Origin of the sequence: Coprococcus sp. AM11-30B, from assembly GCF_027674365.1 — a bacterium.
GTDB classification, from domain to species: Bacteria; Bacillota; Clostridia; order Lachnospirales; family Lachnospiraceae; genus Allocoprococcus; species Allocoprococcus comes.
In genome coordinates this window covers 15,458-38,364 of sequence record NZ_JAQDVB010000004.1, presented here as the reverse complement: position 1 = coordinate 38,364, position 22,907 = coordinate 15,458, and the positions used below count along the sequence as shown (strand labels likewise).

The window sequence follows — 22,907 nt, the reverse complement described above, 5'->3', positions numbered from 1 at the left end:
AGCAGTACCACGGAGGAAATCCGGTGGGTACTGCTCCGTTATGATTTGGGTAAGATCATCCGGAAATCTTACACCGGCTCAGATACCATTTTTCAACCAGTCCGATCAGTGCGTATAGCAGCATGGCGATCACGCAGAGGATGCAGATGCTCATCAGCAGCCAGTCGAGCTTGAAGACCTGACTGCCGTAGATGATCATATAGCCAAGTCCTTCCCTGCCGCCGATAAATTCTCCGATGATCACGCCCACCAGACAGAGCCCGATATTGACCTTCATGGTGCTGATGATCGCCGGAATGCAGCTTGGGATCACTACCTTGGAGAGAGCATGGAGCCGGTTTCCGTGAAGGGTGTAGATGAGCATGATCTTATCCGGATCCACTTCGGAAAATTCGGAATAGAGGTTCAGGATGCTCCCGAAGATCGCAACCGACATTCCGGCTATAATGATCGTTGTGCGGTTTGCACCGAGCCAGACGATGAGCAGCGGGGCAAGAGCAGATTTTGGCAGGCTGTTCAGCACCACCAGATAAGGTTCCAGGATTTCCGAAAGCTTCCGGAAGAGCCAGAGAAGGACGGTGACAAAAAGGCTGAAGAAGATCACCAGGATAAAACTGACTAGGGTTTCGTAAAGCGTCACTCCGATATGACGGAAAATACTGCCGTCACCGGTCATTTCGAGAAAACACAGGGCAATCCGGGAAGGACTGCTGAAAATGAAAGAGTCGATTAGCCCTGTATTTGCGGCAAATTCCCAAAGGAAGAGAAAGGCAAGCAAGATGGAGATTCTGGAAACAACAATGATCCGTTTATGCCTGCGGTGCATATTCAGGTAATGCAGCTGGTTTTTTGAAAGTTCATTCATCCGGGTTCAGCTCCTTCCAGATCAGATTGAAATAAGTCTTAAATTCCGGGGTATTGCGGCGGGCAAGCGGGGAAAGTCCCGGATCAGAAAAGGAAACATTGACCGTCTGCCCAATGGTTGCCGGACGGCTTGTGAGAACAAGGATCCGGTCAGCAAGACTGACCGCTTCGGCAAGGTCATGGGTGACGAGGATCGCTGTTTTTTTCTCTTTTTTGATAATCTGCCCGATATCATCACTGACATTTAACCGGGTCTGATAATCCAAGGCAGAAAAGGGTTCATCCAAAAGCATGATATCCGGCTTCAGGACCAGCGTGCGGATCAGCGCGGCTCTCTGGCGCATTCCTCCGGAAAGTTCGGATGGTTTTGCATTTGCAAAGGCATTCAGGCCGTATTGTGTAAGAAGGGCTCTTGCCAGTGCGCGGGAACGGGCAGTCAGTGCATGCTGGATCTCGAGACCGAGAAGAACGTTCTGATAGATGGTACGCCACTCAAGAAGTTCATCCTTTTGCAGCATATATCCGATGCCGGAAGTATTGTCCGGATGATAGCTGCCGTTTATTTTGATGAGACCTTTTTCCGGGGTGAGAAGACCCGCAATCAGGTGGAGCAGTGTAGATTTTCCGCACCCGGAGGGACCGACCAGAGCAATAAATTCCCCTTCGCGGACCGAAAAGGTGATGTCTTTCAGGGCGTAGGTTTCTCCTTCCAGTGTATGGTAAGCATAATGAACGTTTTTCAGTTCCAGTGCATATTGCATGATAATCCTCCAGATACAGAAACGATCATAAGTCTTTTACTTACAGTTTATGAGAAATAAAAAAAAGCGTGTGTGCATCTGGCTGGAATGGAGCGGAAAAAGAAAAACAGAGCAGAAAAGATATTGTGCGAAGAGAACAGCTGCACTATAATAAGAAACAAATCTGCAATATGAGGAGAGATGAACAGATGCAGAAAAAGAATTACCAGAAAGAACTGGATAAAAAGATAGAACTGATCGTATCGGAAAAGAAGGTTCCACGTCTGTTCCTTCACAGCTGTTGTGCACCATGCAGCAGTTATGTGCTGGAATATCTGTCGGAATATTTTGAAATTACGGTTTTTTATTACAATCCGAATATTTTTCCGGAATCCGAATTTGAAAAACGGATCCACGAACAGGAGAAGCTGATCCGTGAGCTTCCGGCGAAACATACGATCCATTTTCAGGCGGGAAATTATGACAGTGAAAAATTTTACGAGATGGCGAAGGGACTGGAGATGATTCCGGAAGGTGGAGAGCGGTGCTTCAGGTGTTATGAGCTCAGACTCCGGGAAGCTGCGAGATTTGCAAAAGAAGGCAGATATGATTATTTCACCACAACCCTTTCCATCAGTCCGCTGAAAAATGCACAGAAGCTGAATGAGATTGGTGAGCGGCTTGCCGGGGAATATGGAGTGGCTTATCTGGTTTCGGATTTTAAAAAGAGAAATGGATATAAGCGTTCAACCGAGCTGTCAAAGATTTACGGACTTTACCGCCAGGACTATTGTGGCTGTATTTATTCCAAAAATCAGAGAGAACGGGAAAAGAAACTTCGGGAGGAAGAGGAAAGTTCTGTGAAAAGTTAAGAGGGGAACTTTACAGAATCCGACATTCTATGGTACACTAAAGCACAGAATTACGTTGAAGAAAAGAGGGAAAGCTATGGCACAGTTATGGGGAGGACGTTTTACGAAAGAAACCGACAAACTGGTTTATAATTTCAATGCGTCCATTTCATTTGATAAACGATTTTATGAGCAGGATATCCAGGGCAGCAAGGCGCATGTTATGATGCTTGCAAAGCAGGGGATCCTGACAGACGATGAGAAGCAGCAGATTCTGGACGGACTGGAAAGCATCCGCAGGGATGTAGAGAGCAGAAAGCTTGAGATTACAGAGGAATACGAAGATATCCACAGTTTTGTAGAGGCAAATCTGATCGACCGGATCGGAGATGCAGGAAAGAAGCTGCATACCGGAAGAAGCCGTAATGACCAGGTTGCACTGGATATGAAGCTTTATACAAGAAGTGAGATCACCGCACTGCAGGGACTGGTTGTGGATATGCTCCGCGAACTTCTTGCGATCATGAAGGACAACACCGAGACGATCATGCCTGGATTTACCCATCTGCAGAAAGCGCAGCCGATCACACTGGCACATCATATGGGCGCTTATTTTGAAATGTTCAAAAGAGACCATATGCGTCTGAAAGATATTTACAAAAGAATGAATACCTGTCCGCTTGGATCCGGAGCACTTGCAGGAACTACTTATGATCTGGACAGAGCATACACCGCAGAGCTTCTCGGATTTGACGGACCGACACTGAACAGTATGGATTCGGTATCGGACCGTGATTATCTGATCGAGCTGATGAGTGCTCTATCTACGATTATGATGCATTTAAGCCGCTTCTCAGAAGAAGTGATCATCTGGAATTCCAATGAATACCAGTTTGTCGATATCGATGACAGCTACAGCACCGGAAGCAGTATCATGCCACAGAAGAAGAATCCGGATATTGCGGAACTTGTTCGTGGAAAGACAGGACGTGTATACGGTGCACTGTCTTCGATCCTGACTACAATGAAAGGAATTCCGCTTGCTTACAATAAAGATATGCAGGAGGACAAAGAGCTGGTATTTGATGCCATCGATACCGTGAAAGGATGCCTGGCTTTATTTACCGGAATGCTCGCAACCATGAAGTTCAACAAAGAACGTATGCTGGAAAGCTGCAGACACGGATTTACCAACGCAACAGATGCAGCTGACTATCTGGTAAATCACGGGGTACCGTTCCGTGATGCACATGGAATCGTAGGAAAGCTGGTACTTTATTGCATCGATAAGAAGATTGCGTTAGATGATATGTCACTGGAAGAATATAAGGAGATCTCTCCGGTATTTGAAGAAGATATTTATGATGCGATCAGCATGGAGACCTGTGTCAATAAGAGAAATACGATCGGTGCACCTGGACCGGAAGCTATGAAAAAGGTGATCGCGCTTCACGAAGCATATCTGGAAGAGTGCTAATCGTTATAAGGAAAATGAGCATTGCTGGTCACAGGTACTGGGAACAGTAACATGAGCGTTAATAAGTAGACATAGTTTTTCAATTGTCAGGGTTGAAAAATGTCGGAAAATGCGCTATGATATACAAATCACGCGTACAAATGTGCGCATTAAAAAGACAAAACAGGAAATGAGGACATAAAAATGGATCAGAAATTAAGAGTAGGTATTCTTGGTGCAACAGGAATGGTAGGACAGAGATTTATCTCTCTGCTGGAAAATCATCCGTGGTTTGAGGTAGTAACACTGGCTGCAAGCCCGCGTTCCGCAGGGAAGACATATGAAGAAGCAGTCGGAGACCGCTGGAAAATGGACACTCCGATGCCGGAAGCAGTCAAGAAGATCGTTGTACATAATGTCAACGAAGTAGAAGAAGTTGCAAAGACAGTTGACTTTGTATTCAGTGCAGTTGATATGTCAAAAGATGAGATTCGTGCGATCGAGGAAGCATACGCAAAGACAGAGACACCGGTTGTATCTAATAACAGTGCCCACAGATGGACACCGGATGTACCGATGGTAATCCCGGAAGTAAACCCAGAACATTTTGCAGTCATCGAAGACCAGAAAAAGCGTCTTGGAACTACAAGAGGATTTATCGCAGTAAAACCAAACTGTTCGATCCAGAGCTATGCGCCTTGCCTTGCAGCATGGAAAGAATTCGGACCAAAAGAACTGGTTGTTACAACCTACCAGGCAATTTCAGGTGCAGGAAAGACCTTTAAAGACTGGCCGGAAATGGTAGAAAATATCATTCCATTCATTGGTGGAGAAGAAGAAAAGAGCGAGCAGGAACCGCTTCGTGTTCTTGGCAGAGTTGAAAATGGACAGATCGTAAAAGCAGATTCTCCGAAGATCACATGCCAGTGTGTACGTGTACCGGTTCTTAACGGACATACCGCTGCCGTATTTATCAATTTTGAAAAGAAACCAACCAAAGAGCAGCTGATCGAAAAACTGGAAAGTTTCAAAGGCTTCCCGCAGGAAGCAGAGCTTCCGAGTGCACCGAAGCAGTTCATCCGCTATATGACAGAAGACAACCGTCCGCAGGTGAAACTGGATGTAGATTATGAGAACGGAATGGGAATTTCTATCGGACGACTCAGAGAAGATTCCCTTTACGATTATAAATTTATCGGACTTTCCCACAATACAGTCCGCGGTGCGGCAGGAGGAGCTGTTCTCTGTGCTGAGACACTGACTGCAAAAGGCTTTATCACAAAGAAATAGCTTTTGCAGGAAAGTTTAAAAGAAGTTAACTTTTCTTTCTTCTGATTCAGTGGTAGAATGAAATTATACCAGTGTAAAGGAAGAGTGAAGGTGGGCTAATATGAAAAAAGAAATGCAGAACTATACACAGAACAGAGAACTGTCCTGGCTGAAGTTCAATCAGAGGGTACTGGAGGAAGCAAAGGATTCTTCAGTACCCCTTCTTGAAAGAATGAAGTTTGTATCCATTTTTACAAGCAACCTGGATGAATTTTTTATGATCCGCGTAGGAAGCCTGTATGATATGTCGCTTACGGATAACAGCACGATCGACAGCCGTTCGGGGATGAATCCGAAAGAGCAGCTGGATGCAATCTTTGCGGCTGTAGCACCATTGTATAAAGAGCGGGACAAGACTTACTCGGAGATCAAGAAGCTGCTGAATCCATACGGTGTCTGTGGACTATCGATAAAAGAGCTGGAGCAGCAGGAAAAGAAGTATGTGAAAAAGTACTTCAAAGACCAGATCCTACCGATCCTGTCTCCACAGATCGTGGATGCCAATCATCCATTCCCACATCTGCTCAATAAGGAACTGTATGTGATCGCAAGTCTGAAGCAAAATGGAACTTCCATGATTGGAATCGTACCGGTTCCACAGTTTGTGTCAGATATTTTATATCTTCCGGGCCATGATATCCGTTATATCCGTATGGAAAAGGTGATCATGGAATATCTGGATGTGGTGTTCGACAAATACGAGGTATCGAACAAGAATTATATCTGCGTGACAAGGAATGCAGATGTGTCGCCGGACGATGAGGCACTGGAGATCAATGATGATTTCCGCCTGCTGATGCAGGAAACCCTTCACAAGCGCCGCAGAATGGCAGTAGTCCGCATGGAGACAGCGGAGCCGCTGGATAAGGAACTGGAAAAGTATTTCTGTGACAAATTTAAGATCACACCGGCACAGATCTACCGGACCAAGATGCCGATGAAGCTGGATTATATTTTTTCGATTATGGATAAGGTTCCGGCATCGCTGAAACGTTCTCTGATCGACGAACCGTTTACTCCGCAGCCGTCCCGCTATCTGACGGATGGAAAAGTGATTCCGCAGGTAAAGAAAAAAGATATACTTCTTTCTTATCCGTATGAGAGTATGGATCCGTTTCTGCGTATGATCAAGGAAGCGGCTTATGATCCGACCGTTCTTACGATCAGGATCACAATCTACCGTCTGGCAAAGAAGGCACGGCTGGTAGAGTACTTATGTGCAGCGGCCGAGAACGGCAAAGAGGTTACGGTTTTGATCGAGCTGAGAGCCAGATTCGATGAACAGAACAATATTGACTGGTCCGAACGTCTGGAAGAAGCAGGATGCCGTGTGATTTATGGATTTGAAGGTTATAAGGTGCATTCCAAGATCTGTCTGATCACTTACCGGAACCGCAACAATATCGAGTACATTACGCAGGTGGGAACCGGAAACTACAATGAAAAGACAGCGACGATGTATACGGATGTGTCGCTGATCACAGCGGATAAGGGAATCGGAGAGGATGCAGCCGTCTTCTTCAAGAATATGTCCATTGGCAATCTCAATGGAAGCTATCAGCACATTATTGTTTCACCGACCAGTCTGAAACCAAAGGTGCTTTCACTGATGGACGAGGAGATCAAAAAGGGAACGAACGGACGGATCATCATGAAGATGAATTCTGTGACGGATGTAGATTTTATCCAGAAGGTTTCCGAGGCATCGAATGCAGGGGTGAAGGTGGATCTGATCGTCCGTGGGATCTGCTGTATTCTTCCGGGAGTCAAAGGGTACACAGAGAATCTCCGTGTGACCAGTATTGTCGGACGTTATCTTGAGCATCCGCGTATTTTCCTTTTTGGAACCGGAGCGGATCAGAAAATCTATATCGGTTCCGCAGATATGATGACGCGTAATACGGAAAAACGCGTGGAAGTGGCATGTCCGGTTTACGATGAAACTATCAGGAAACAGCTGACACATATGCTGAAGATCATGCTTGCGGACAATGTAAAAGCGCGGGAATTAAAGAGTGACGGCAAATACTACATGAAAGAAAAAGGAACTTCAAAAGTCAATTCCCAGGAATATTTTATGCGTGAAGCAATCACCGTCAGACATCCGGAAGGACGGACAAAACAAAGCTTCGTTGATAAAATCCGGAAGATTTTTCGAAGAAAATAATTTGTTTTATGTTCTGAATATGATATGATAAAAAAGTGGAGCTGGTATCAGCTTCACTTTTTAAACGCTGTGAGAGTTGCTATAGCGTGAAAATACAGGAGTACAAAATTATTATATGGGTAAATTGGTATATATTGCAGAAAAGCCGAGTGTGGCACAGGAATTTGCCAAGGCACTGCATTTGAATTTGAAAAGAAAAGACGGATATCTGGAATCAGATGAGGCGATCGTAACCTGGTGTGTTGGTCATCTTGTCACGATGAGTTATCCGGAAGTATATGATGAAAAGTATAAGAGATGGTCTTTGCAGACACTGCCATTCATTCCGCAGGAATTTCTCTATGAGGTGATACCGGGAGTAAAGAAGCAGTTTGAGATCGTAAAAGGAATACTGACCAGGAAGGACGTAGACCGGATTTATGTCTGTACCGACTCGGGAAGAGAAGGAGAATACATTTACCGTCTGGTGGAACAGATGGCAGGCGTAAAAGGGAAAGAACGCCGGCGTGTGTGGATCGATTCCCAGACGGAGGAAGAGATCCTCAGAGGAATCCGTGAGGCGAAGGATTTGTCAGAATACGATAATCTGTCAGCTTCGGCTTATCTCCGTGCGAAGGAAGATTATCTGATGGGAATCAACTTTTCCAGACTTCTGACACTCAAATATGGAAACAGCATTTCAAATTATCTTGGGAATAAATACACGGTTGTATCTGTCGGACGTGTGATGACCTGTGTCCTTGGAATGGTCGTAAGGCGGGAACGGGAGATCCGTGAATTTGTTAAAACGCCGTTCTATCGTGTGATCGAATCGGTAAATGTAGACGGACATACTTTTACCGGTGAGTGGCGTGCAGTGAAAGGTTCGGCTTATTTTGAGTCTCCAAAGCTCTACAAAGAGAATGGATTTAAAGAGAAAGAGGAGGCCAAAAAGCTGATAGCTGTTTTGAAAGAGGGAACATCCCCTCTTACCTGCCGGATTGTATCCATCGAAAAGAAAAAAGAGAAAAAGAATCCGCCACTTCTGTTTAACCTTGCAGAACTTCAGAACGAATGCTCCAAACGGTTCAAGATCAGTCCGGATGAAACGCTCCGCATTGTGCAGGAGCTTTACGAGAAGAAGCTTGTCACCTATCCGAGAACAGACGCCAGAGTGCTTTCGACGGCAGTATCAAAGGAGATCACAAAGAACCTGAACGGGCTGAGTAAATACCAGATGGCTGCACCATATATGCAGGATATTCTGCATTACGGAGCATATAAAAATCTGGCAAAGACGCGTTATGTCAATGACAAGCAGATCACGGATCATTATGCGATCATCCCGACAGGACAGGGACTTTCCGCATTGAATTCGGTATCTGCAACGGCTCATCATGTGTATGATGTGATCGTCCGGAGGTTTCTGAGTATCTTCTATCCTCCGGCAGTTTATCAGAAAGTGGCGTTGGTAACACAGATCGGAAAAGAACAGTTTTTCTCCAACTTCCGTGTACTTGCGGAAGAAGGATATCTGAAGGTGGCAGGGGTCCCTGCACCAAAGAAAAATGCAAATGGAAATGACGCGGAAGGAGATGGAAGTGATAACAATGTGGATCTGGATGCCGCATTTTTTGCATCCATCCAGAAGTTAAAAAAAGGTGATATCCTGGATGTGAAATCACTGGATATCAAAGAGGGAGAAACTTCACCGCCGAAGAGATACAATTCCGGTTCCATGATCCTTGCGATGGAAAATGCAGGTCAGCTGATCGAGGATGAGGAACTTCGTGCGCAGATCAAAGGAAGCGGGATCGGAACCAGTGCGACCAGGGCGGAGATCCTGAAAAAGCTCTTCAATATCAAATATCTGGCACTGAATAAAAAGACGCAGGTGATCACACCGACGCTTCTTGGAGAAATGATCTATGATGTGGTGTTGAATTCTATCCGTTCACTTCTGAATCCGGAGCTGACGGCAAGCTGGGAAAAGGGGCTTAACTATGTGGCAGAGGGAGAAATTACATCGGATGAATATATGACAAAACTGGATCATTTTATTGTTAGCAGAACCAACGGAGTACTGGGACTGAATAACCAGTATCAGTTAAGAAGCTGCTATGACAGGGCAGCAGCATTTTATAAAAAAGAAACCAAAGGCAGAGCATCGAAAGGAAAGAAAGAATGAAAGAAATGACGGTTAAAGAAATGTATACGCTGGAAGAGACGATCGCAAAGGATTTGTTTGAAGGAGTGACCTACCCGTGGGAAGTACTTCCGAAAATCAGCAGTTTTATCCTGGAACTGGGTGCGTCTCTTCCGGAAGAAGAGTATGAAAAACGTGGAGAAAATGTGTGGGTTGCCAGATCCGCAAAGGTTGCACCGACTGCATTTATCGGCGGTCCGGCGATCATCGGAAAGGACGCAGAGGTAAGACACTGTGCGTTTATCCGTGGAAATGCGATCGTAGGAGAAGGGGCGGTTGTCGGAAATTCTACCGAGCTGAAAAATGTGGTCCTCTTCAATAAAGTACAGGTTCCACATTATAATTATGTGGGGGATTCAATCCTTGGATACAAGTCACATATGGGAGCAGGTTCTATCACATCTAATGTGAAATCCGATAAAAAACTGGTGGTTGTAAAGACGCCGGAAGGAAATATCGAGACCGGTATGAAAAAGTTCGGCGCGATGCTGGGTGACCATGTAGAAGTTGGATGTGGAACCATTCTGAACCCGGGAAGTGTAGTAGGACCGCATACCAATATTTATCCACTTTCTTCGGTTAGAGGATTTGTGCCGGGAGGAAGTATTTACAAATGTGCAGGTGAAGTGGTTGAAATGAGACAGGAGTAATGACGGATGAAGCTTACAATACTTGGAACGGGAAATGCAACAGTAACGGAATGCTATAATACATGTTTTGCCCTCTCGGATGGAAACAGGCATTTTCTGGTGGATACCGGCGGCGGAAACCGTATTTTAAAGGTGTTAAAAGACACCGGGATCCAGCTGGAAGACATTCACGATATTTTTATTACCCATGAACATATCGATCATCTTCTGGGCGTGATCTGGCTGATACGGATGATCGGGCAGAAGAAGATTGGCCAGGGAAAATATGAGGGGAATCTGCGGATCTACTGCCATGAAGAGCTGGCAAGATCAATCCGCATGATCGCAGAGCTTACGATCCAGAAAAAGGTGACGAAATATTTTGATGACCGGATTCTTTTTGTGCCGGTGCATCATGGAGAGACAAAGGAAATCCTTGGCTGTCCGGTCACCTTTTTCGATATTTTTTCCACGAAGGCAAAGCAGTTCGGATTTACGATGCTGCTTCCGAACGGAGTGAAGTTTACCTGCTGCGGTGACGAACCGTACAATGAGAAAGATTATGAATTTGTGAAAGGCAGCGACTGGCTGACCCATGAGGCGTTCTGTCTGTATGGAGAAGCAGATAAGTTCAAGCCTTATGAAAAGCACCACAGTACTGTGAAAGAAGCATGTCAGCTTGCCGAGGAGCTTCAGATTCCGCATCTGATCCTGTATCATACGGAAGAGATGCATCTTAAGGAGAGGAAAGAGCTTTATACGCGGGAAGGACGGGAGTACTATCACGGGAAGTTGTTTGTACCGGATGATCTTGAGGTGTTTGAGCTTTAGATTGCAGGACGGGTGGTCTGCGGGAAAATAGAAGACGGACGCGCTTTTAATAAAATAAACCGGACAGATTTAGTTGTGCAGGGCATTCCGATGAGCCTCCGAATGCGAAAATTATGTCAGCAATGGCTTCCGAGAAGAAGTGTTCTGGTTGTGGGGGAAGGGGGAGATGTGGTATGATGGGGGAGTCAGAAGCTTTGGGGATCTGGGCGAGAAAGGTTTTCGGGAGGGGTTCGGTTTCTTCTCCGGGGAAGGTGAGACGTGTGGATCTGATTTAAAAATGTAGTTGACAAACCAGAACATATGTACTAATATAGAACCAGAACAAACATTCGTTCGATGGAGAGCGTGGGCGAAGAATCTGGGATAAGGAGATTAATGATGGCGAATAACACAATGAATGATGAGAATAAAAAGAAAGCATTAGACGCAGCAATTGCAAAGCTTGAGAAAGATTTTGGTAAGGGAGCAGTTATGAAGCTGGGTGATCCGGCGGCACAGGTGCATGTTGAGACGGTTCCGACCGGTTCTCTGAGTCTGGATCTGGCACTTGGTGTTGGCGGCGTTCCGAAAGGACGTATTATTGAAATTTATGGACCTGAATCAAGTGGTAAGACGACAGTTGCATTACATATGATCGCAGAAGTACAGAAAAGAGGCGGCATTGCGGGATTTATCGATGCAGAGCATGCACTGGATCCGGTATATGCGAAGAATATCGGTGTAGATATTGATGAACTTTACATTTCACAGCCAGACAGCGGAGATCAGGCATTGGAGATCACTGAGACAATGGTACGTTCCGGTGCGATTGACATTATCGTAGTCGATTCTGTTGCAGCACTTGTTCCGAAGCAGGAGATTGAGGGTGATATGGGTGATACACATGTAGGTCTGCAGGCAAGACTGATGTCACAGGCACTCAGAAAGCTGACACCGGTTATCAGTAAATCAAACTGTGTTGTAATCTTTATCAACCAGCTGCGTGAGAAGGTTGGCGTTATGTTCGGTAATCCGGAGACAACAACGGGTGGACGGGCACTGAAGTTCTATTCATCTGTCCGTATGGATGTCCGCAGGACTGAGACTCTGAAGCAGGGCGGAGAGATGGTTGGTAACCATGTACGCGTGAAGATCGTGAAGAATAAAATTGCACCTCCGTTCAAGGAAGCAGAATTTGATATCATGTTCGGAAAAGGAATTTCCAGAGAAGGAGATATCCTGGATCTTGCGACGAAGATTGATCTGGTCAATAAGAGTGGTGCATGGTATGCATACAACGGAGAAAAGATCGGTCAGGGACGTGAGAATGCAAAGTCTTATCTGACAGCACATCCGGAGATTATGGAAGAGATTGAAGAAAAAGTCCGTGCGCATTACGGAATCGGTGCAGAAGGGCAGGAAGCAGAAGAACCGGCACAGGCTGCTCCGGCAGATGCTGAAGAAGTGATGGATGAGGAAGAATAAAACATATGATGAGAATTACCCGAATCGAGCCAGTTACAAAGACAAAGTATCGGGTATCTGTTGATGAGCAGTTCGCCTTTGTGGTTTACAAAGGCGAACTGTCCCGTTTTCACCTGAAAGAAGAGTGTGAACTGACAGAGGATACTTATGCAAAGATCAAAGAAGTCCTTTTGAAGCGGGCAAAGCTTCGTGCGATGCACCTGCTGAATGACATGGCAAGAACTGAATCCCAGCTCAGAGATAAATTAAAGCTGGGCGGCTATCCATCGGAGATCACCGAAGCGGCGATTGCCTATGTGAAATCATTTGGATATATCAATGATGACGCCTACATTCGGAACTTTATAGACAGCAGGAAAGATAAAAAGAGCAGACGGGAGATTTATGCCCTTCTGAGACAGAAGGGCGTGGATATGAACCGGGCAGAAGAAATCATGGAAGAGATGTATGAAGAGCATTCCGATCAGGAAGCAATCCGGGAGCTTCTTCGCAAAAAACACTGGGATTTTGCCTGTACGGATCCGAAAGAAAAGCAGAAAATATATGGATATTTGGTGCGGAAAGGATTTCGTTACGAAGATATCCGTCAAGTAATACAAGTTTGCGATTGGAATGCTTGACATATTTGTGAAAACAGTATAGAATTTAAGTGTTGTATTTGTACAATGAAAACTAAATAAGGAGGTGCTCCTGTGCTGATACCTATAATTATTGCTGTAGTTGTTACGCTTATAGTAGTAATGCCGGTTACTTATTTTGTTACTGTTTCCAAGTTGAAGAACGATGCAAATTCTAAAATTGGGAACGCTGATGTAAAAGCAAGAGAAATTATTGATGATGCTTTGAAGACAGCAGAGACAAAGAAGAAGGAAGCACTTTTGGAAGTAAAGGAAGAGTCTATCAAGACAAAGAATGAACTTGAAAAAGAGACTAAGGAACGCAGAGCTGAACTTCAGCGTTATGAAAAGCGTGTACTTTCAAAAGAAGAATCTCTGGATAAGAGATCTGCGGCAATTGAGCAGAGAGAGACTGCATTTACTGCAAAAGAGACAGCGATGAAGCAGCGGGAGGCTGAAGTTGAAGAACTCAGCCAGAAAAGAGTACAGGAACTAGAAAGAATCTCAGGACTTACCTCCGAACAGGCAAAGGATTATCTATTAAAAACTGTTGAAGAAGATGTGAAACATGACACTGCCAAGATGGTGAAAGAGCTTGAAACACGTGCAAAGGAAGAGGCTGACAAGAAGGCGAAAGAGTATGTTGTCACCGCAATCCAGAGATGTGCGGCAGATCATGTGGCTGAAACTACGATCTCGGTAGTTCAGCTTCCAAGTGACGAGATGAAGGGTAGAATTATCGGACGAGAGGGACGGAATATCCGTACTCTTGAGACACTGACAGGAGTAGAGCTTATTATTGATGATACTCCGGAGGCAGTTGTTCTTTCCGGATTTGATCCAATCCGAAGAGAAGTGGCAAGAATTGCACTGGAGCGTTTGATCGTAGATGGACGAATCCATCCTGCAAGAATCGAAGAGATGGTTGAAAAAGCGCAGAAAGAAGTAGAGACTATGATGCGCGAAGAAGGAGAGGCAGCAGCACTTGAAGTTGGTGTACACGGCATCCATCCAGAACTGATTCGTCTTCTTGGACGTATGAAGTTCAGAACGAGCTACGGTCAGAATGCACTGAAGCATTCAATCGAGGTTGCTCAGCTATCCGGATTGCTTGCGGGCGAGATCGGGCTGGATGTCCGTATCGCAAAGCGTGCAGGTCTTTTACATGACATCGGTAAATCGATCGATCACGATGTAGAAGGTTCACATGTTCAGATTGGTGTAGACCTTTGTAGAAAATACAAAGAGTCGCCGCTTATTATCAACGCGGTAGAAGCACATCATGGTGATGTAGAACCACAGTCTCTGATTGCAGGCGTTGTTCAGGCAGCAGATGCGATTTCGGCTGCAAGACCAGGTGCAAGAAGAGAAACCTTGGAGACATACACAAACAGATTAAAACAGTTAGAAGATATTACCAACCAGTTTAAAGGGGTTGAGAAGTCATTTGCTATTCAGGCGGGTAGAGAGATTCGCGTAATGGTAGTTCCAGAACAAGTATCTGATGATGATATGGTATTGCTGGCAAGAGATATTTCAAAACAGATTGAATATGAATTGGAATATCCAGGTCAGATTAAAGTAAATGTAATCCGGGAATCCCGTGTTACAGATTATGCTAAATAACACGATAATCAGAAAACGACAGCCGTCCAAAAGATTCGGTCTTTTGGATGGCTGTATTTAATTTACGCGAGCAACGAGCCAAAGTCCGCGCTTGCACGAGACCTTGGCGACTGCCGCGATAACTTGAGAAACTCGCGGAGCGTGTTTCTCGTAGTTGTGTGAAAAGGAAGTGGAAAACGGATGAAAAAAGAAATCAAACGTGTAAAAAGAGAAAGAGTATATCAGGGAACAATTGTTGATGTATACAAAGATTATATGGAGTTTTCCAATGGAAATCATGAGGTGTGGGACTATATCCACCACAAAGGGGCTGCTGCTGTGATCCCTGTGATGGATGACGGCAGACTCCTGATGGTAAGACAGTACCGGAATGCACTGGATCGCTTTACACTGGAGCTTCCGGCAGGAGGGCTGGACCAAGCGGATGAACCGGGACGAGACTGTTCGGCAAGAGAATTGGAAGAAGAGACCGGATATCACAGTGATGATCTGGAATGGCTGATCACGCTTCGAACAACTGTAGCACTTTGCAACGAAAAAATCGAAGTTTATGTGGCACGAAACCTGATCCGTACCCATCAGCATCTGGATGAGAATGAATTTGTGAATGTAGAGGCACATACGGTTGAAGAATTGAAGCAGATGATCTTTGAAGGAAAGATTGAAGATTCCAAGACTGTAGCTGCTATCCTTGCCTATGATGCAAAGTATAACAGATAAAGTGAACGCATAATTGACAACTCCGGTCATATAATGAACTATGTGAAATTATTGGAGGCCGGAATGTGGAATTTTATCGGAAGAAATATCAGCTGCCCATGCTATATCTGATCGGTTTTGGAATGGGTATCTTATATGCTAATTTTATTGCGAAAAATTATGTTACGATGACTGGGATTTTCCATGAATATTTTCTAAATCAGTATACACAGGTGAAAATCATAAATGAAGATTACCTGTGGTACCTGCTCAGATGGAGAGTGATGCCTCTGGCGTTAGCGGTCTGTGTGGCAAATCTGGGGTTTCGCAGACTGACAGCAGCCGGAATTCTCCTTTGGACAGGCTTTGCAGCAGGGATACTGTCTGTGGCGGCAGTTTTAAGGATGGGCCTTTGCGGAATGCTGTTGTGTATTGCCGGTATTTTCCCGCAATATATTTTTTATGTACCGGCATATCTTTTATTGATCCGGTATTATTATCGTTATCCGCAAAGTGAATGGAATGGAACAAAAACAGGATTTACTGTTATGATGATCGTGGCGGGAATTTTGTCTGAGGTATATTTAAACCCTGGGATTGTCCGCTGGTTTGTGAAGGTTCTTACATAGCAGGAATGTGTTCAGCCACATTTTAGCGTTAGGTGATAGAAAATGACAGAAAGTCCTCTTACTGAACAATTCGGTAAAGAGGACTTTCTGCCGTTTTTTATCGCCCTTGTTTTATCAGGAGAAACATGCAGCAGCCAAATGTAAGAAGCTGGCTTGCAAGCAGTGCCCACAGATAGCCAAGAATCCCGAACTGCGGAATCAGAAACAGAACACCACAGATTCGTACTGCCAGGGTGAACAGATTGATCAGAAAAGTTTTTCCGGCAAGATCCAGACCATTTAACACACTGATCAATGCGGTGTTACTATAGAGAAAAGGACAGATAAATGCTAGTGTTAAGATATAATTTCCGGCTTCTGGTGTATGAAAGATCCGTCTGCTGATAAAGCCGGATGCGGTAAAGAAAAATAGCAGGCAGGCAAAACCAAGAAACAGGCAGAAAAAAATAACTTTCCGTAAAAGCTGCGGAAGAGCATGCTTTTTCTGAGCATCCGGCATACTGGCAACTTCGGGGAGGAGCATTGTGGAGATGGAATTGGTGAGGGCAGATGGAAATAAAATGCAGGGAAGGGCAATTCCAGTCAGAATTCCGTAGGTGCTAAGAGAAGCGGAAATACTCATTCCATATTTTTGCAGGGCAAGCGGAATGGAAATTGCTTCCAGACTCTGAAAAAGATTCAGAAGGACTCTGCTTGCGGTCAGTGGAAGAGCAGAAAAAAGCAGATCAGGAACGGCAGAAAGAGCAGACTCCTGGCGTGAGGAGAAAGGTTGCCCGGTAGTTCTGAGCTTATGGATGCAAAGAAAAGCGGCTGCAATTTCACCACCGACAATTCCGAGGACAGCAATTGCGACAGATGGTGTAAAAGCGGTATGAGCATCGGCTGTATAGAGGAAGATAACAAAAAAGATCCGAACCAGCTGTTCAAATAATTGGGAGAGGGCAGGAAGCCGGATCTGCTTGAGCCCCAGAAAGTAACCACAGCTGCAACTGTGCAGAGCTGCAAATGGAAGTGCATATGCTATCAGGAAGATGAGAGAGGCGCATCGGGGATCACCAAGTATGACTGTGGTGAGGAAAACAGCATTTTTCTGCAACAGAAAAAGACAGCAGATGGAAAGAAAAAGAGAACAAAGCAGTGCTGCTTTCAGGTAAGAATAAGCTTTTGCAGACTGCTTTTTTGCAGAAGAGGCGGCAACCAGGCGCGCCAGAGCCGTCTCGATCCCTGCTGAAGTTGCAGCATAAGCAAGTGTGTAGACAGGGAAAATCAGCTGATACAGACCGATTTCTTCTGCAGGGAAAGATCTGCTGAGAAAAATACGGTAAAAAAATCCCATTACACGGGTGAGAATGCCGACTACAGTAAGGATAAAAGTTCCTTTCAGGAGAAAATGTTTTTGTGACATAGCAGCTCCAAAGGCATTTTTGTTTTAAAATATATGCAAGAAAGAGCCTTGACAGAACATAACAGAGGTGATATTCTCAATTTGCAAGAAATCCTAGTAAAACAGTGGGATATAAAAATAAAGAGAAGGTGATGGATTGAAGATCTCAACGAAGGGTCGTTATGGTTTGCGCGCCTTTATCGATCTTGCGTGTTATGGCGCAGAAGAACCGGTTTCCATCAGCAGTATATCAGCCAGGCAGGAGATATCGGAACGATATCTGGAACAGCTCATGGCGAAGCTGAAAAAGGCAGGTCTTGTCAAGAGTATCCGTGGAGCGGGAGGAGGATATCGGCTGGCAAAGGATGCGGCGGAAGTTTCTGTTGGTGATGTACTCAGAGCACTTGAAGGAGACCTGGAACCTGCGACTTGTGCAGCACTTCATTCGGAAGACAGCTGCGAGATCCAGGGCAGCTGTATCACGAAATATGTCTGGAAGAAAGTCAATGAAAGCATGGCACAGACGGTAGACAGTATTATGATAAATACCCTTGTGGAAATGAATAAAGAAATAAAGAAAGAAGGACAAAAAGATGAGTAAATTAATTTATTTGGATAACGCAGCAACAACAAAAACTGCACCAGAAGTTCTGGAAGCAATGCTGCCATATTTTACAGAGCAGTATGGCAATCCTTCTGCGATCTACAGCTTCGCATCCCATAACAAAGATGTCGTGGCAGAACAGAGAGAAAGAATCGCAACCGCACTCGGTGCAAAGAGCAACGAAATTTATTTTACAGCCGGCGGATCAGAGTCTGACAACTGGGCACTCAAAGCAACCGCTGAGGCTTATCAGAATAAAGGAAAACATATTATCACAACCAAGATCGAACATCATGCGATCCTGCATACAGCAGCTTATTTGGAAGAACGTGGGCTTGAAGTGACTTATCTTGATGTGGATGAATACGGAAAAGTAAATCCGGCAGATGTGGAAGCAGCAATCCGCCCGGATACCATCCTGATCTCTGTAATGTATGCAAACAACGAGATCGGAACAATTGAACCGATCAAAGAGATCGGTGAGATCGCTCACAAACATGGTATCCTGTTCCACACAGACGCCGTACAGGCTTTCGGACAGGTCCCGATCAATGTAGATGAATGTCATATTGATATGTTAAGTGCCAGCGGACACAAGCTGAACGGACCAAAAGGAATCGGATTCCTCTATATCAGAAAAGGCGTGAAGATCCGTTCCTTCGTTCATGGTGGGGCACAGGAAAGAAAACGTCGTGCAGGTACAGAAAATGTTCCGGGTATTGTTGGAATCGGTACAGCAACAAAACGTGCTATCGCTACGATGGAAGAACGTACAGCAAAAGAGCGCGAGATGAGAGATTATCTGATCAAACGTGTGATGGAAGAAATCCCGTACACTAAGCTGAACGGACATCCGACAGACCGTCTGCCAAATAACGCAAACTTCTGCTTCCGTTTCATTGAGGGCGAATCTATGCTGATCCGTCTTGATATGGCAGGAATTTGTGGATCCAGTGGATCTGCATGTACATCCGGATCTCTTGATCCATCCCATGTACTTCTTGCAATCGGACTGCCGCACGAGATTGCGCATGGATCTCTGCGCCTGACTCTGAATGAAGAGATCACAAAAGAAGACATTGATTATGTAGTAGATCAGCTTAAGACAATCGTAAGCGATTTACGCGGAATGTCACCGCTTTATGAAGATTTTGCAAAAAAAACAGAATAAATAATTCGATAGAAAATACAGCTTTAGGAGGAATTTACAATGTATACAGAGAAAGTAATGGATCATTTTCAGCATCCACGTAATATGGGAGAAATCGAGAACGCAAGCGGAGTGGGTACTGTTGGTAACGCCAAATGTGGTGATATCATGAGAATCTACCTTGATATTGATGATAACGGAATTATTAATGATGTAAAATTTAAGACATTCGGATGTGGCGCGGCTGTTGCAACAAGCAGTATGGCGACAGAACTTGTAAAGGGAAAACATATTTCAGAAGCAATGCAGGTAACAAACAAAGCCGTTATGGAAGCACTTGACGGACTGCCGCCGGTTAAGGTACACTGTTCTTTACTGGCAGAGGAGGCAATCCATGCAGCGCTGTGGGATTATGCAGAGAAGCACGGGATCAAGATCGAAGGACTCCAGAAGCCGAAGAACGATATCAGTGAAGGTGAAGAAGCAGAAGAGGAAGAGTATTAGAATTTTCTGCAGGAGAAAAGAGAATGGCAAAAAAGAAAGTGGTAGTCGGAATGTCAGGTGGTGTCGACTCATCGGTAGCGGCATATCTTCTAAAAGAACAGGGATATGATGTGATCGGTGTGACGATGCAGATCTGGCAGGACGAAGAATCGAAAATACAGGAAGAAAACGGCGGATGCTGTGGACTCAGCGCGGTAGATGATGCCAGAAAAGTTGCGGCACAGATCGGCATTCCGTATTATGTGATGAATTTCAAGAAGGATTTTCAGGAGAAGGTAATCGATTATTTTGTGGATGAATATTTGCATGGCCGGACACCAAATCCGTGCATTGCGTGTAACCGTTATGTAAAATGGGAATCTCTTCTTACACGGAGCATGGAGATCGGAGCAGACTATATTGCAACAGGTCACTATGCGAGAGTAGAACAGTTGCCGAACGGACGCTATGCGATCCGGCATTCGGCAACCTGGTCAAAAGACCAGACCTATGCGCTTTATAATCTTACCCAGGATCAGCTGAGAAGAACGCTGATGCCTGTCGGTGAATACGAAAAAGACCAGATACGCGAGATCGCAAAAGAGATCGGATTGCAGATTGCGAACAAACCGGACAGTCAGGATATCTGTTTTGTATCCGATGACGATTATGCATCTTTTATTGAAGAAGAAAGTAACCAGAAAATCCCGGAAGGTAATTTTGTAACACCGGACGGAAAGATCCTGGGACGGCATAAAGGAATCATCCACTATACGATCGGACAGAGAAAAGGACTTGGACTTTCTCTTGGGTATCAGGCATTCGTGCTTGAGATCCGTCCGGATACGAATGAAGTTGTGATAGGGACGAATGAAGATCTGATGACGACGCGGGTCCGTGCAAATAAGCTGAACTTTATGACAGTAGAGGATCTGGAAGGTGAGATGCGCGTATTTGCCAAAATCAGATACAACCATAAAGGGGACTGGTGCACAGTCCGCAAAACGGGAGAAGATGAGATAGAGTGCATCTTTGAGACACCGCAGAGAGCGGTTACACCGGGGCAGGCACTGGTACTGTATGATGGAGATTATGTACTTGGAGGCGGAACAATTCTGGGATAGCTCAGAATTGTTCTGCTTTTTGGTATATTGGGACCGTACTGCAATCCAACAAATGATTTGCGGGAAAGCCGGGTGGATTTACACATGAAGAATGACAAGGAGGGGAAAATATGAGAGCGGACTGCCATATGCACACTTATTTTTCCGGAGATTCAGAGGCAAAACCGGAAGATATGGTTCTTGCAGCAATCGATAAAGGACTGGAAGCAATCTGTTTTACGGATCATGAAGATATTGATTATTTTTGTGATGATATTGAATTTGTGTTTGATCCGGAAACCTATTTTAAAGAGCTTGGAGCACTGAAGGAAAAGTATAAGGAGAAGCTGGATATCCGGATCGGTGTGGAGTTTGGACTTCAGCCGCACCTTGCGAAGAAGGCAAAAGCATTTACTACGGCATATCCGTATGACTTTGTGATCGGATCCATGCATGTGGTTGGTGGAAAGGATCCTTATTATCCTGAGTTCTTTGAGGGGATTTCGGATGAAGAGGCCTACCGGATGGCACTTCAGGAGACAATAGCCGATATCAGGGTTGTAGCGGATTTTGATGTGCTCGGACATCTGGATTATGTGGTACGCTATGGAAAACATCGGGAACAGGAATATTCTTACGGCAGATTTGCGGATGAAATAGATGAAATCCTGCGGTATCTTATTGAACACGGAAAAGGGCTGGAAGTCAATACGGCAGGACTGAAGTATGGCCTTCCTTTTGCACACCCGCATCCGGATGTGTTAAAAAGATACAAAGAGCTTGGTGGAGAGATCCTCACCGTCGGCGCAGATGCACATAAACCAGAGCATGTAGGGTATGATTTTAACATAGTTGACAATATTCTCGAAGCATGTGGTTTTAAATATTATGCAGAATTCATAAAAAGGGCCCCGGTTTTCAGAAAAATAAAGTGAAAAAAGGGGATTGAATTTTTGTTCTGAATTTAGTACAATAAATTACAGTTGATAAATCTTAAACAATGATAAGATTTATCAAGAAAAATGTAACTGTTATATACAGTAATACAATTTATCTTTAGGAGGACTAAATCATGGCAGTAAAAGTAGCAATCAATGGATTTGGACGTATTGGACGTCTTGCATTCAGACAGATGTTTGGAGCAGAGGGATTTGAGATCGTAGCAATCAACGACCTTACATCTCCTAAGATGCTGGCTCACTTATTAAAATATGATTCAACACAGGGAAAATATGAATTAGCTGATAAAGTATCTGCTGGAGAAGACTCCATCACAGTAGACGGAAAAGAAATCAAAATCTACGCTAAAGCTAATGCAGCTGAACTTCCATGGGGAGAAATCGGAGTAGATGTAGTTCTTGAATGTACAGGATTCTACACATCTAAAGCAAAAGCTCAGGCACATATCGATGCAGGTGCTAAACACGTTATCATTTCTGCACCGGCAGGAAATGACCTTCCTACAATCGTTTACAATGTAAACCATACACAGCTTACAAAAGAAGACGCAATCATTTCTGCAGCTTCTTGTACAACAAACTGTCTTGCACCAATGGCTAAGGCTCTTAATGATCTTGCACCGATCAAATCTGGTATCATGTGCACAATCCATGCTTACACAGGTGATCAGATGACTCTTGACGGACCACAGAGAAAAGGTGATTTGAGAAGATCTCGTGCAGCAGCAGTTAACATCGTTCCTAACAGCACAGGAGCAGCTAAAGCAATCGGACTTGTCATTCCGGAACTTAACGGAAAACTTATCGGATCTGCACAGCGTGTACCAACCCCTACAGGATCTACAACAATCCTTACAGCTGTAGTTGAAGGAAACGTAACAGTTGAACAGATTAACGCAGCTATGAAAGCAGCTTCTAACGAATCATTTGGATACAACGAAGATCAGATCGTTTCTAGCGATATCGTAGGAATGAGATTTGGTTCTCTTTTCGATTCCACTCAGACAATGGTACTTCCGCTTGACAACGGAACAACAGAAGTACAGGTTGTTTCTTGGTATGACAATGAAAACTCTTACACAAGCCAGATGGTAAGAACAATCAAACACTTCGGAACATTACTTTAATCCGTAACGT

The 22,907-nt window shown here is 44.6% G+C and carries 21 protein-coding genes; 18 read left to right on the top strand and 3 right to left on the bottom strand.

From position 1 onward, the window contains the following. Window positions 1-55 precede the first annotated feature (55 nt). A complete protein-coding gene (locus PGU50_RS03110; protein ID WP_270246109.1) occupies window positions 56-865 on the bottom strand; it encodes an ABC transporter permease in 810 nt (269 codons plus the stop codon). Further along, entirely contained in the window at window positions 858-1,625 is a 768-nt protein-coding gene (locus tag PGU50_RS03105; protein ID WP_270246108.1) for an ABC transporter ATP-binding protein, read from the bottom strand. Before PGU50_RS03105 ends, PGU50_RS03110 begins: the two co-directional genes overlap by 8 nt. A gap of 188 nt (window positions 1,626-1,813) precedes the next feature. Between PGU50_RS03105 and PGU50_RS03100 the strand changes: the two genes are divergently transcribed. From PGU50_RS03100 to PGU50_RS03045, 12 genes are all read left to right on the top strand, one after another. Beyond that, complete coding sequence (locus PGU50_RS03100) at window positions 1,814-2,476, top strand: epoxyqueuosine reductase QueH (RefSeq protein ID WP_243273116.1); 663 nt, start codon at window positions 1,814-1,816, stop codon at window positions 2,474-2,476. Window positions 2,477-2,552: 76 nt separating this feature from the next. Then, window positions 2,553-3,932 (top strand): argininosuccinate lyase, encoded by a 1,380-nt coding sequence (gene argH, locus PGU50_RS03095; protein ID WP_270246107.1) that lies wholly within the window; start codon window positions 2,553-2,555, stop codon window positions 3,930-3,932. Window positions 3,933-4,115: 183 nt separating this feature from the next. Continuing rightward, a complete protein-coding gene (gene asd, locus PGU50_RS03090; protein WP_008372310.1) occupies window positions 4,116-5,201 on the top strand; it encodes an aspartate-semialdehyde dehydrogenase in 1,086 nt (361 codons plus the stop codon). A gap of 100 nt (window positions 5,202-5,301) precedes the next feature. Next, window positions 5,302-7,407 carry a polyphosphate kinase 1 gene (ppk1, locus tag PGU50_RS03085; protein WP_055248284.1) on the top strand — a complete coding sequence of 702 codons (2,106 nt, stop codon included), beginning with the start codon at window positions 5,302-5,304 and terminating at the stop codon, window positions 7,405-7,407. A gap of 115 nt (window positions 7,408-7,522) precedes the next feature. After that, entirely contained in the window at window positions 7,523-9,574 is a 2,052-nt protein-coding gene (locus PGU50_RS03080) for a DNA topoisomerase (protein ID WP_270246106.1), read from the top strand. Continuing rightward, entirely contained in the window at window positions 9,571-10,242 is a 672-nt protein-coding gene (locus tag PGU50_RS03075; protein ID WP_008372303.1) for an acyltransferase, read from the top strand. The genes PGU50_RS03080 and PGU50_RS03075 overlap by 4 nt, the downstream gene beginning before the upstream one ends. A gap of 6 nt (window positions 10,243-10,248) precedes the next feature. Then, the gene (locus PGU50_RS03070; protein WP_055156598.1) at window positions 10,249-11,052 is read left to right on the top strand and encodes an MBL fold metallo-hydrolase; all 804 of its coding nucleotides are present in this window, start codon (window positions 10,249-10,251) and stop codon (window positions 11,050-11,052) included. 393 nt (window positions 11,053-11,445) lie between these two features. Continuing rightward, entirely contained in the window at window positions 11,446-12,516 is a 1,071-nt protein-coding gene (recA, locus tag PGU50_RS03065) for a recombinase RecA (protein ID WP_044999002.1), read from the top strand. A gap of 8 nt (window positions 12,517-12,524) precedes the next feature. Further along, window positions 12,525-13,136, top strand: a complete 612-nt coding sequence (locus tag PGU50_RS03060) for a regulatory protein RecX (protein WP_055156726.1) — start codon at window positions 12,525-12,527, stop codon at window positions 13,134-13,136. 72 nt (window positions 13,137-13,208) lie between these two features. After that, window positions 13,209-14,759: a ribonuclease Y gene (gene rny, locus PGU50_RS03055; protein WP_008372294.1), complete on the top strand. Its 1,551-nt coding sequence runs from the start codon at window positions 13,209-13,211 to the stop codon at window positions 14,757-14,759. A 180-nt stretch (window positions 14,760-14,939) separates the two neighbouring features. Continuing rightward, a complete protein-coding gene (locus tag PGU50_RS03050; RefSeq protein WP_008372292.1) occupies window positions 14,940-15,479 on the top strand; it encodes an NUDIX hydrolase in 540 nt (179 codons plus the stop codon). A gap of 65 nt (window positions 15,480-15,544) precedes the next feature. Next, entirely contained in the window at window positions 15,545-16,087 is a 543-nt protein-coding gene (locus PGU50_RS03045; protein WP_243002775.1) for a stage II sporulation protein M, read from the top strand. Between the two features lie 97 nt (window positions 16,088-16,184). On the opposite strand, the gene PGU50_RS03040 is transcribed toward PGU50_RS03045, so the two are convergent. Further along, on the bottom strand, window positions 16,185-17,492 hold the full coding sequence (locus PGU50_RS03040; RefSeq protein ID WP_270246105.1) for an oligosaccharide flippase family protein: 1,308 nt from the start codon (window positions 17,490-17,492) through the stop codon (window positions 16,185-16,187). 136 nt (window positions 17,493-17,628) lie between these two features. Here PGU50_RS03040 and PGU50_RS03035 point away from each other — a divergent pair, with 136 nt between their 5' ends. From PGU50_RS03035 to gap, 6 genes are all read left to right on the top strand, one after another. Next, entirely contained in the window at window positions 17,629-18,072 is a 444-nt protein-coding gene (locus tag PGU50_RS03035; protein WP_055260503.1) for an RrF2 family transcriptional regulator, read from the top strand. Then, window positions 18,065-19,246: a cysteine desulfurase NifS gene (nifS, locus tag PGU50_RS03030; protein WP_270246104.1), complete on the top strand. Its 1,182-nt coding sequence runs from the start codon at window positions 18,065-18,067 to the stop codon at window positions 19,244-19,246. The genes PGU50_RS03035 and nifS overlap by 8 nt, the downstream gene beginning before the upstream one ends. Before the next feature lie 39 nt (window positions 19,247-19,285). Next, a complete protein-coding gene (gene nifU / locus PGU50_RS03025) occupies window positions 19,286-19,729 on the top strand; it encodes a Fe-S cluster assembly scaffold protein NifU (protein ID WP_008372281.1) in 444 nt (147 codons plus the stop codon). Window positions 19,730-19,752: 23 nt separating this feature from the next. Further along, on the top strand, window positions 19,753-20,832 hold the full coding sequence (gene mnmA, locus PGU50_RS03020) for a tRNA 2-thiouridine(34) synthase MnmA (protein WP_117556678.1): 1,080 nt from the start codon (window positions 19,753-19,755) through the stop codon (window positions 20,830-20,832). A 110-nt stretch (window positions 20,833-20,942) separates the two neighbouring features. Next, window positions 20,943-21,746: a histidinol-phosphatase HisJ family protein gene (locus PGU50_RS03015; RefSeq protein WP_270246103.1), complete on the top strand. Its 804-nt coding sequence runs from the start codon at window positions 20,943-20,945 to the stop codon at window positions 21,744-21,746. Window positions 21,747-21,883: 137 nt separating this feature from the next. Then, window positions 21,884-22,897, top strand: coding sequence for a type I glyceraldehyde-3-phosphate dehydrogenase (gene gap, locus PGU50_RS03010; protein WP_118217788.1), 1,014 nt, complete (start codon window positions 21,884-21,886; stop codon window positions 22,895-22,897). Window positions 22,898-22,907: the final 10 nt, after the last annotated feature.

Excerpts from the sequence above, each read along its gene's own strand:
- PGU50_RS03110 (WP_270246109.1), bottom strand. The coding sequence starts at position 865 with ATGAATGAACTTTCAAAAAACCAGCTGCATTACCTGAATATGCACCGC.
- PGU50_RS03105 (WP_270246108.1), bottom strand. The coding sequence starts at position 1,625 with ATGCAATATGCACTGGAACTGAAAAACGTTCATTATGCTTACCATACA.
- PGU50_RS03100 (WP_243273116.1), top strand. The coding sequence starts at position 1,814 with ATGCAGAAAAAGAATTACCAGAAAGAACTGGATAAAAAGATAGAACTG.
- argH (WP_270246107.1), top strand. The coding sequence starts at position 2,553 with ATGGCACAGTTATGGGGAGGACGTTTTACGAAAGAAACCGACAAACTG.
- asd (WP_008372310.1), top strand. The coding sequence starts at position 4,116 with ATGGATCAGAAATTAAGAGTAGGTATTCTTGGTGCAACAGGAATGGTA.
- ppk1 (WP_055248284.1), top strand. The coding sequence starts at position 5,302 with ATGAAAAAAGAAATGCAGAACTATACACAGAACAGAGAACTGTCCTGG.
- PGU50_RS03080 (WP_270246106.1), top strand. The coding sequence starts at position 7,523 with ATGGGTAAATTGGTATATATTGCAGAAAAGCCGAGTGTGGCACAGGAA.
- PGU50_RS03075 (WP_008372303.1), top strand. The coding sequence starts at position 9,571 with ATGAAAGAAATGACGGTTAAAGAAATGTATACGCTGGAAGAGACGATC.
- PGU50_RS03070 (WP_055156598.1), top strand. The coding sequence starts at position 10,249 with ATGAAGCTTACAATACTTGGAACGGGAAATGCAACAGTAACGGAATGC.
- recA (WP_044999002.1), top strand. The coding sequence starts at position 11,446 with ATGAATGATGAGAATAAAAAGAAAGCATTAGACGCAGCAATTGCAAAG.
- PGU50_RS03060 (WP_055156726.1), top strand. The coding sequence starts at position 12,525 with ATGAGAATTACCCGAATCGAGCCAGTTACAAAGACAAAGTATCGGGTA.
- PGU50_RS03050 (WP_008372292.1), top strand. The coding sequence starts at position 14,940 with ATGAAAAAAGAAATCAAACGTGTAAAAAGAGAAAGAGTATATCAGGGA.
- PGU50_RS03040 (WP_270246105.1), bottom strand. The coding sequence starts at position 17,492 with ATGTCACAAAAACATTTTCTCCTGAAAGGAACTTTTATCCTTACTGTA.
- nifS (WP_270246104.1), top strand. The coding sequence starts at position 18,065 with ATGAGTAAATTAATTTATTTGGATAACGCAGCAACAACAAAAACTGCA.
- nifU (WP_008372281.1), top strand. The coding sequence starts at position 19,286 with ATGTATACAGAGAAAGTAATGGATCATTTTCAGCATCCACGTAATATG.
- mnmA (WP_117556678.1), top strand. The coding sequence starts at position 19,753 with ATGGCAAAAAAGAAAGTGGTAGTCGGAATGTCAGGTGGTGTCGACTCA.
- PGU50_RS03015 (WP_270246103.1), top strand. The coding sequence starts at position 20,943 with ATGAGAGCGGACTGCCATATGCACACTTATTTTTCCGGAGATTCAGAG.
- gap (WP_118217788.1), top strand. The coding sequence starts at position 21,884 with ATGGCAGTAAAAGTAGCAATCAATGGATTTGGACGTATTGGACGTCTT.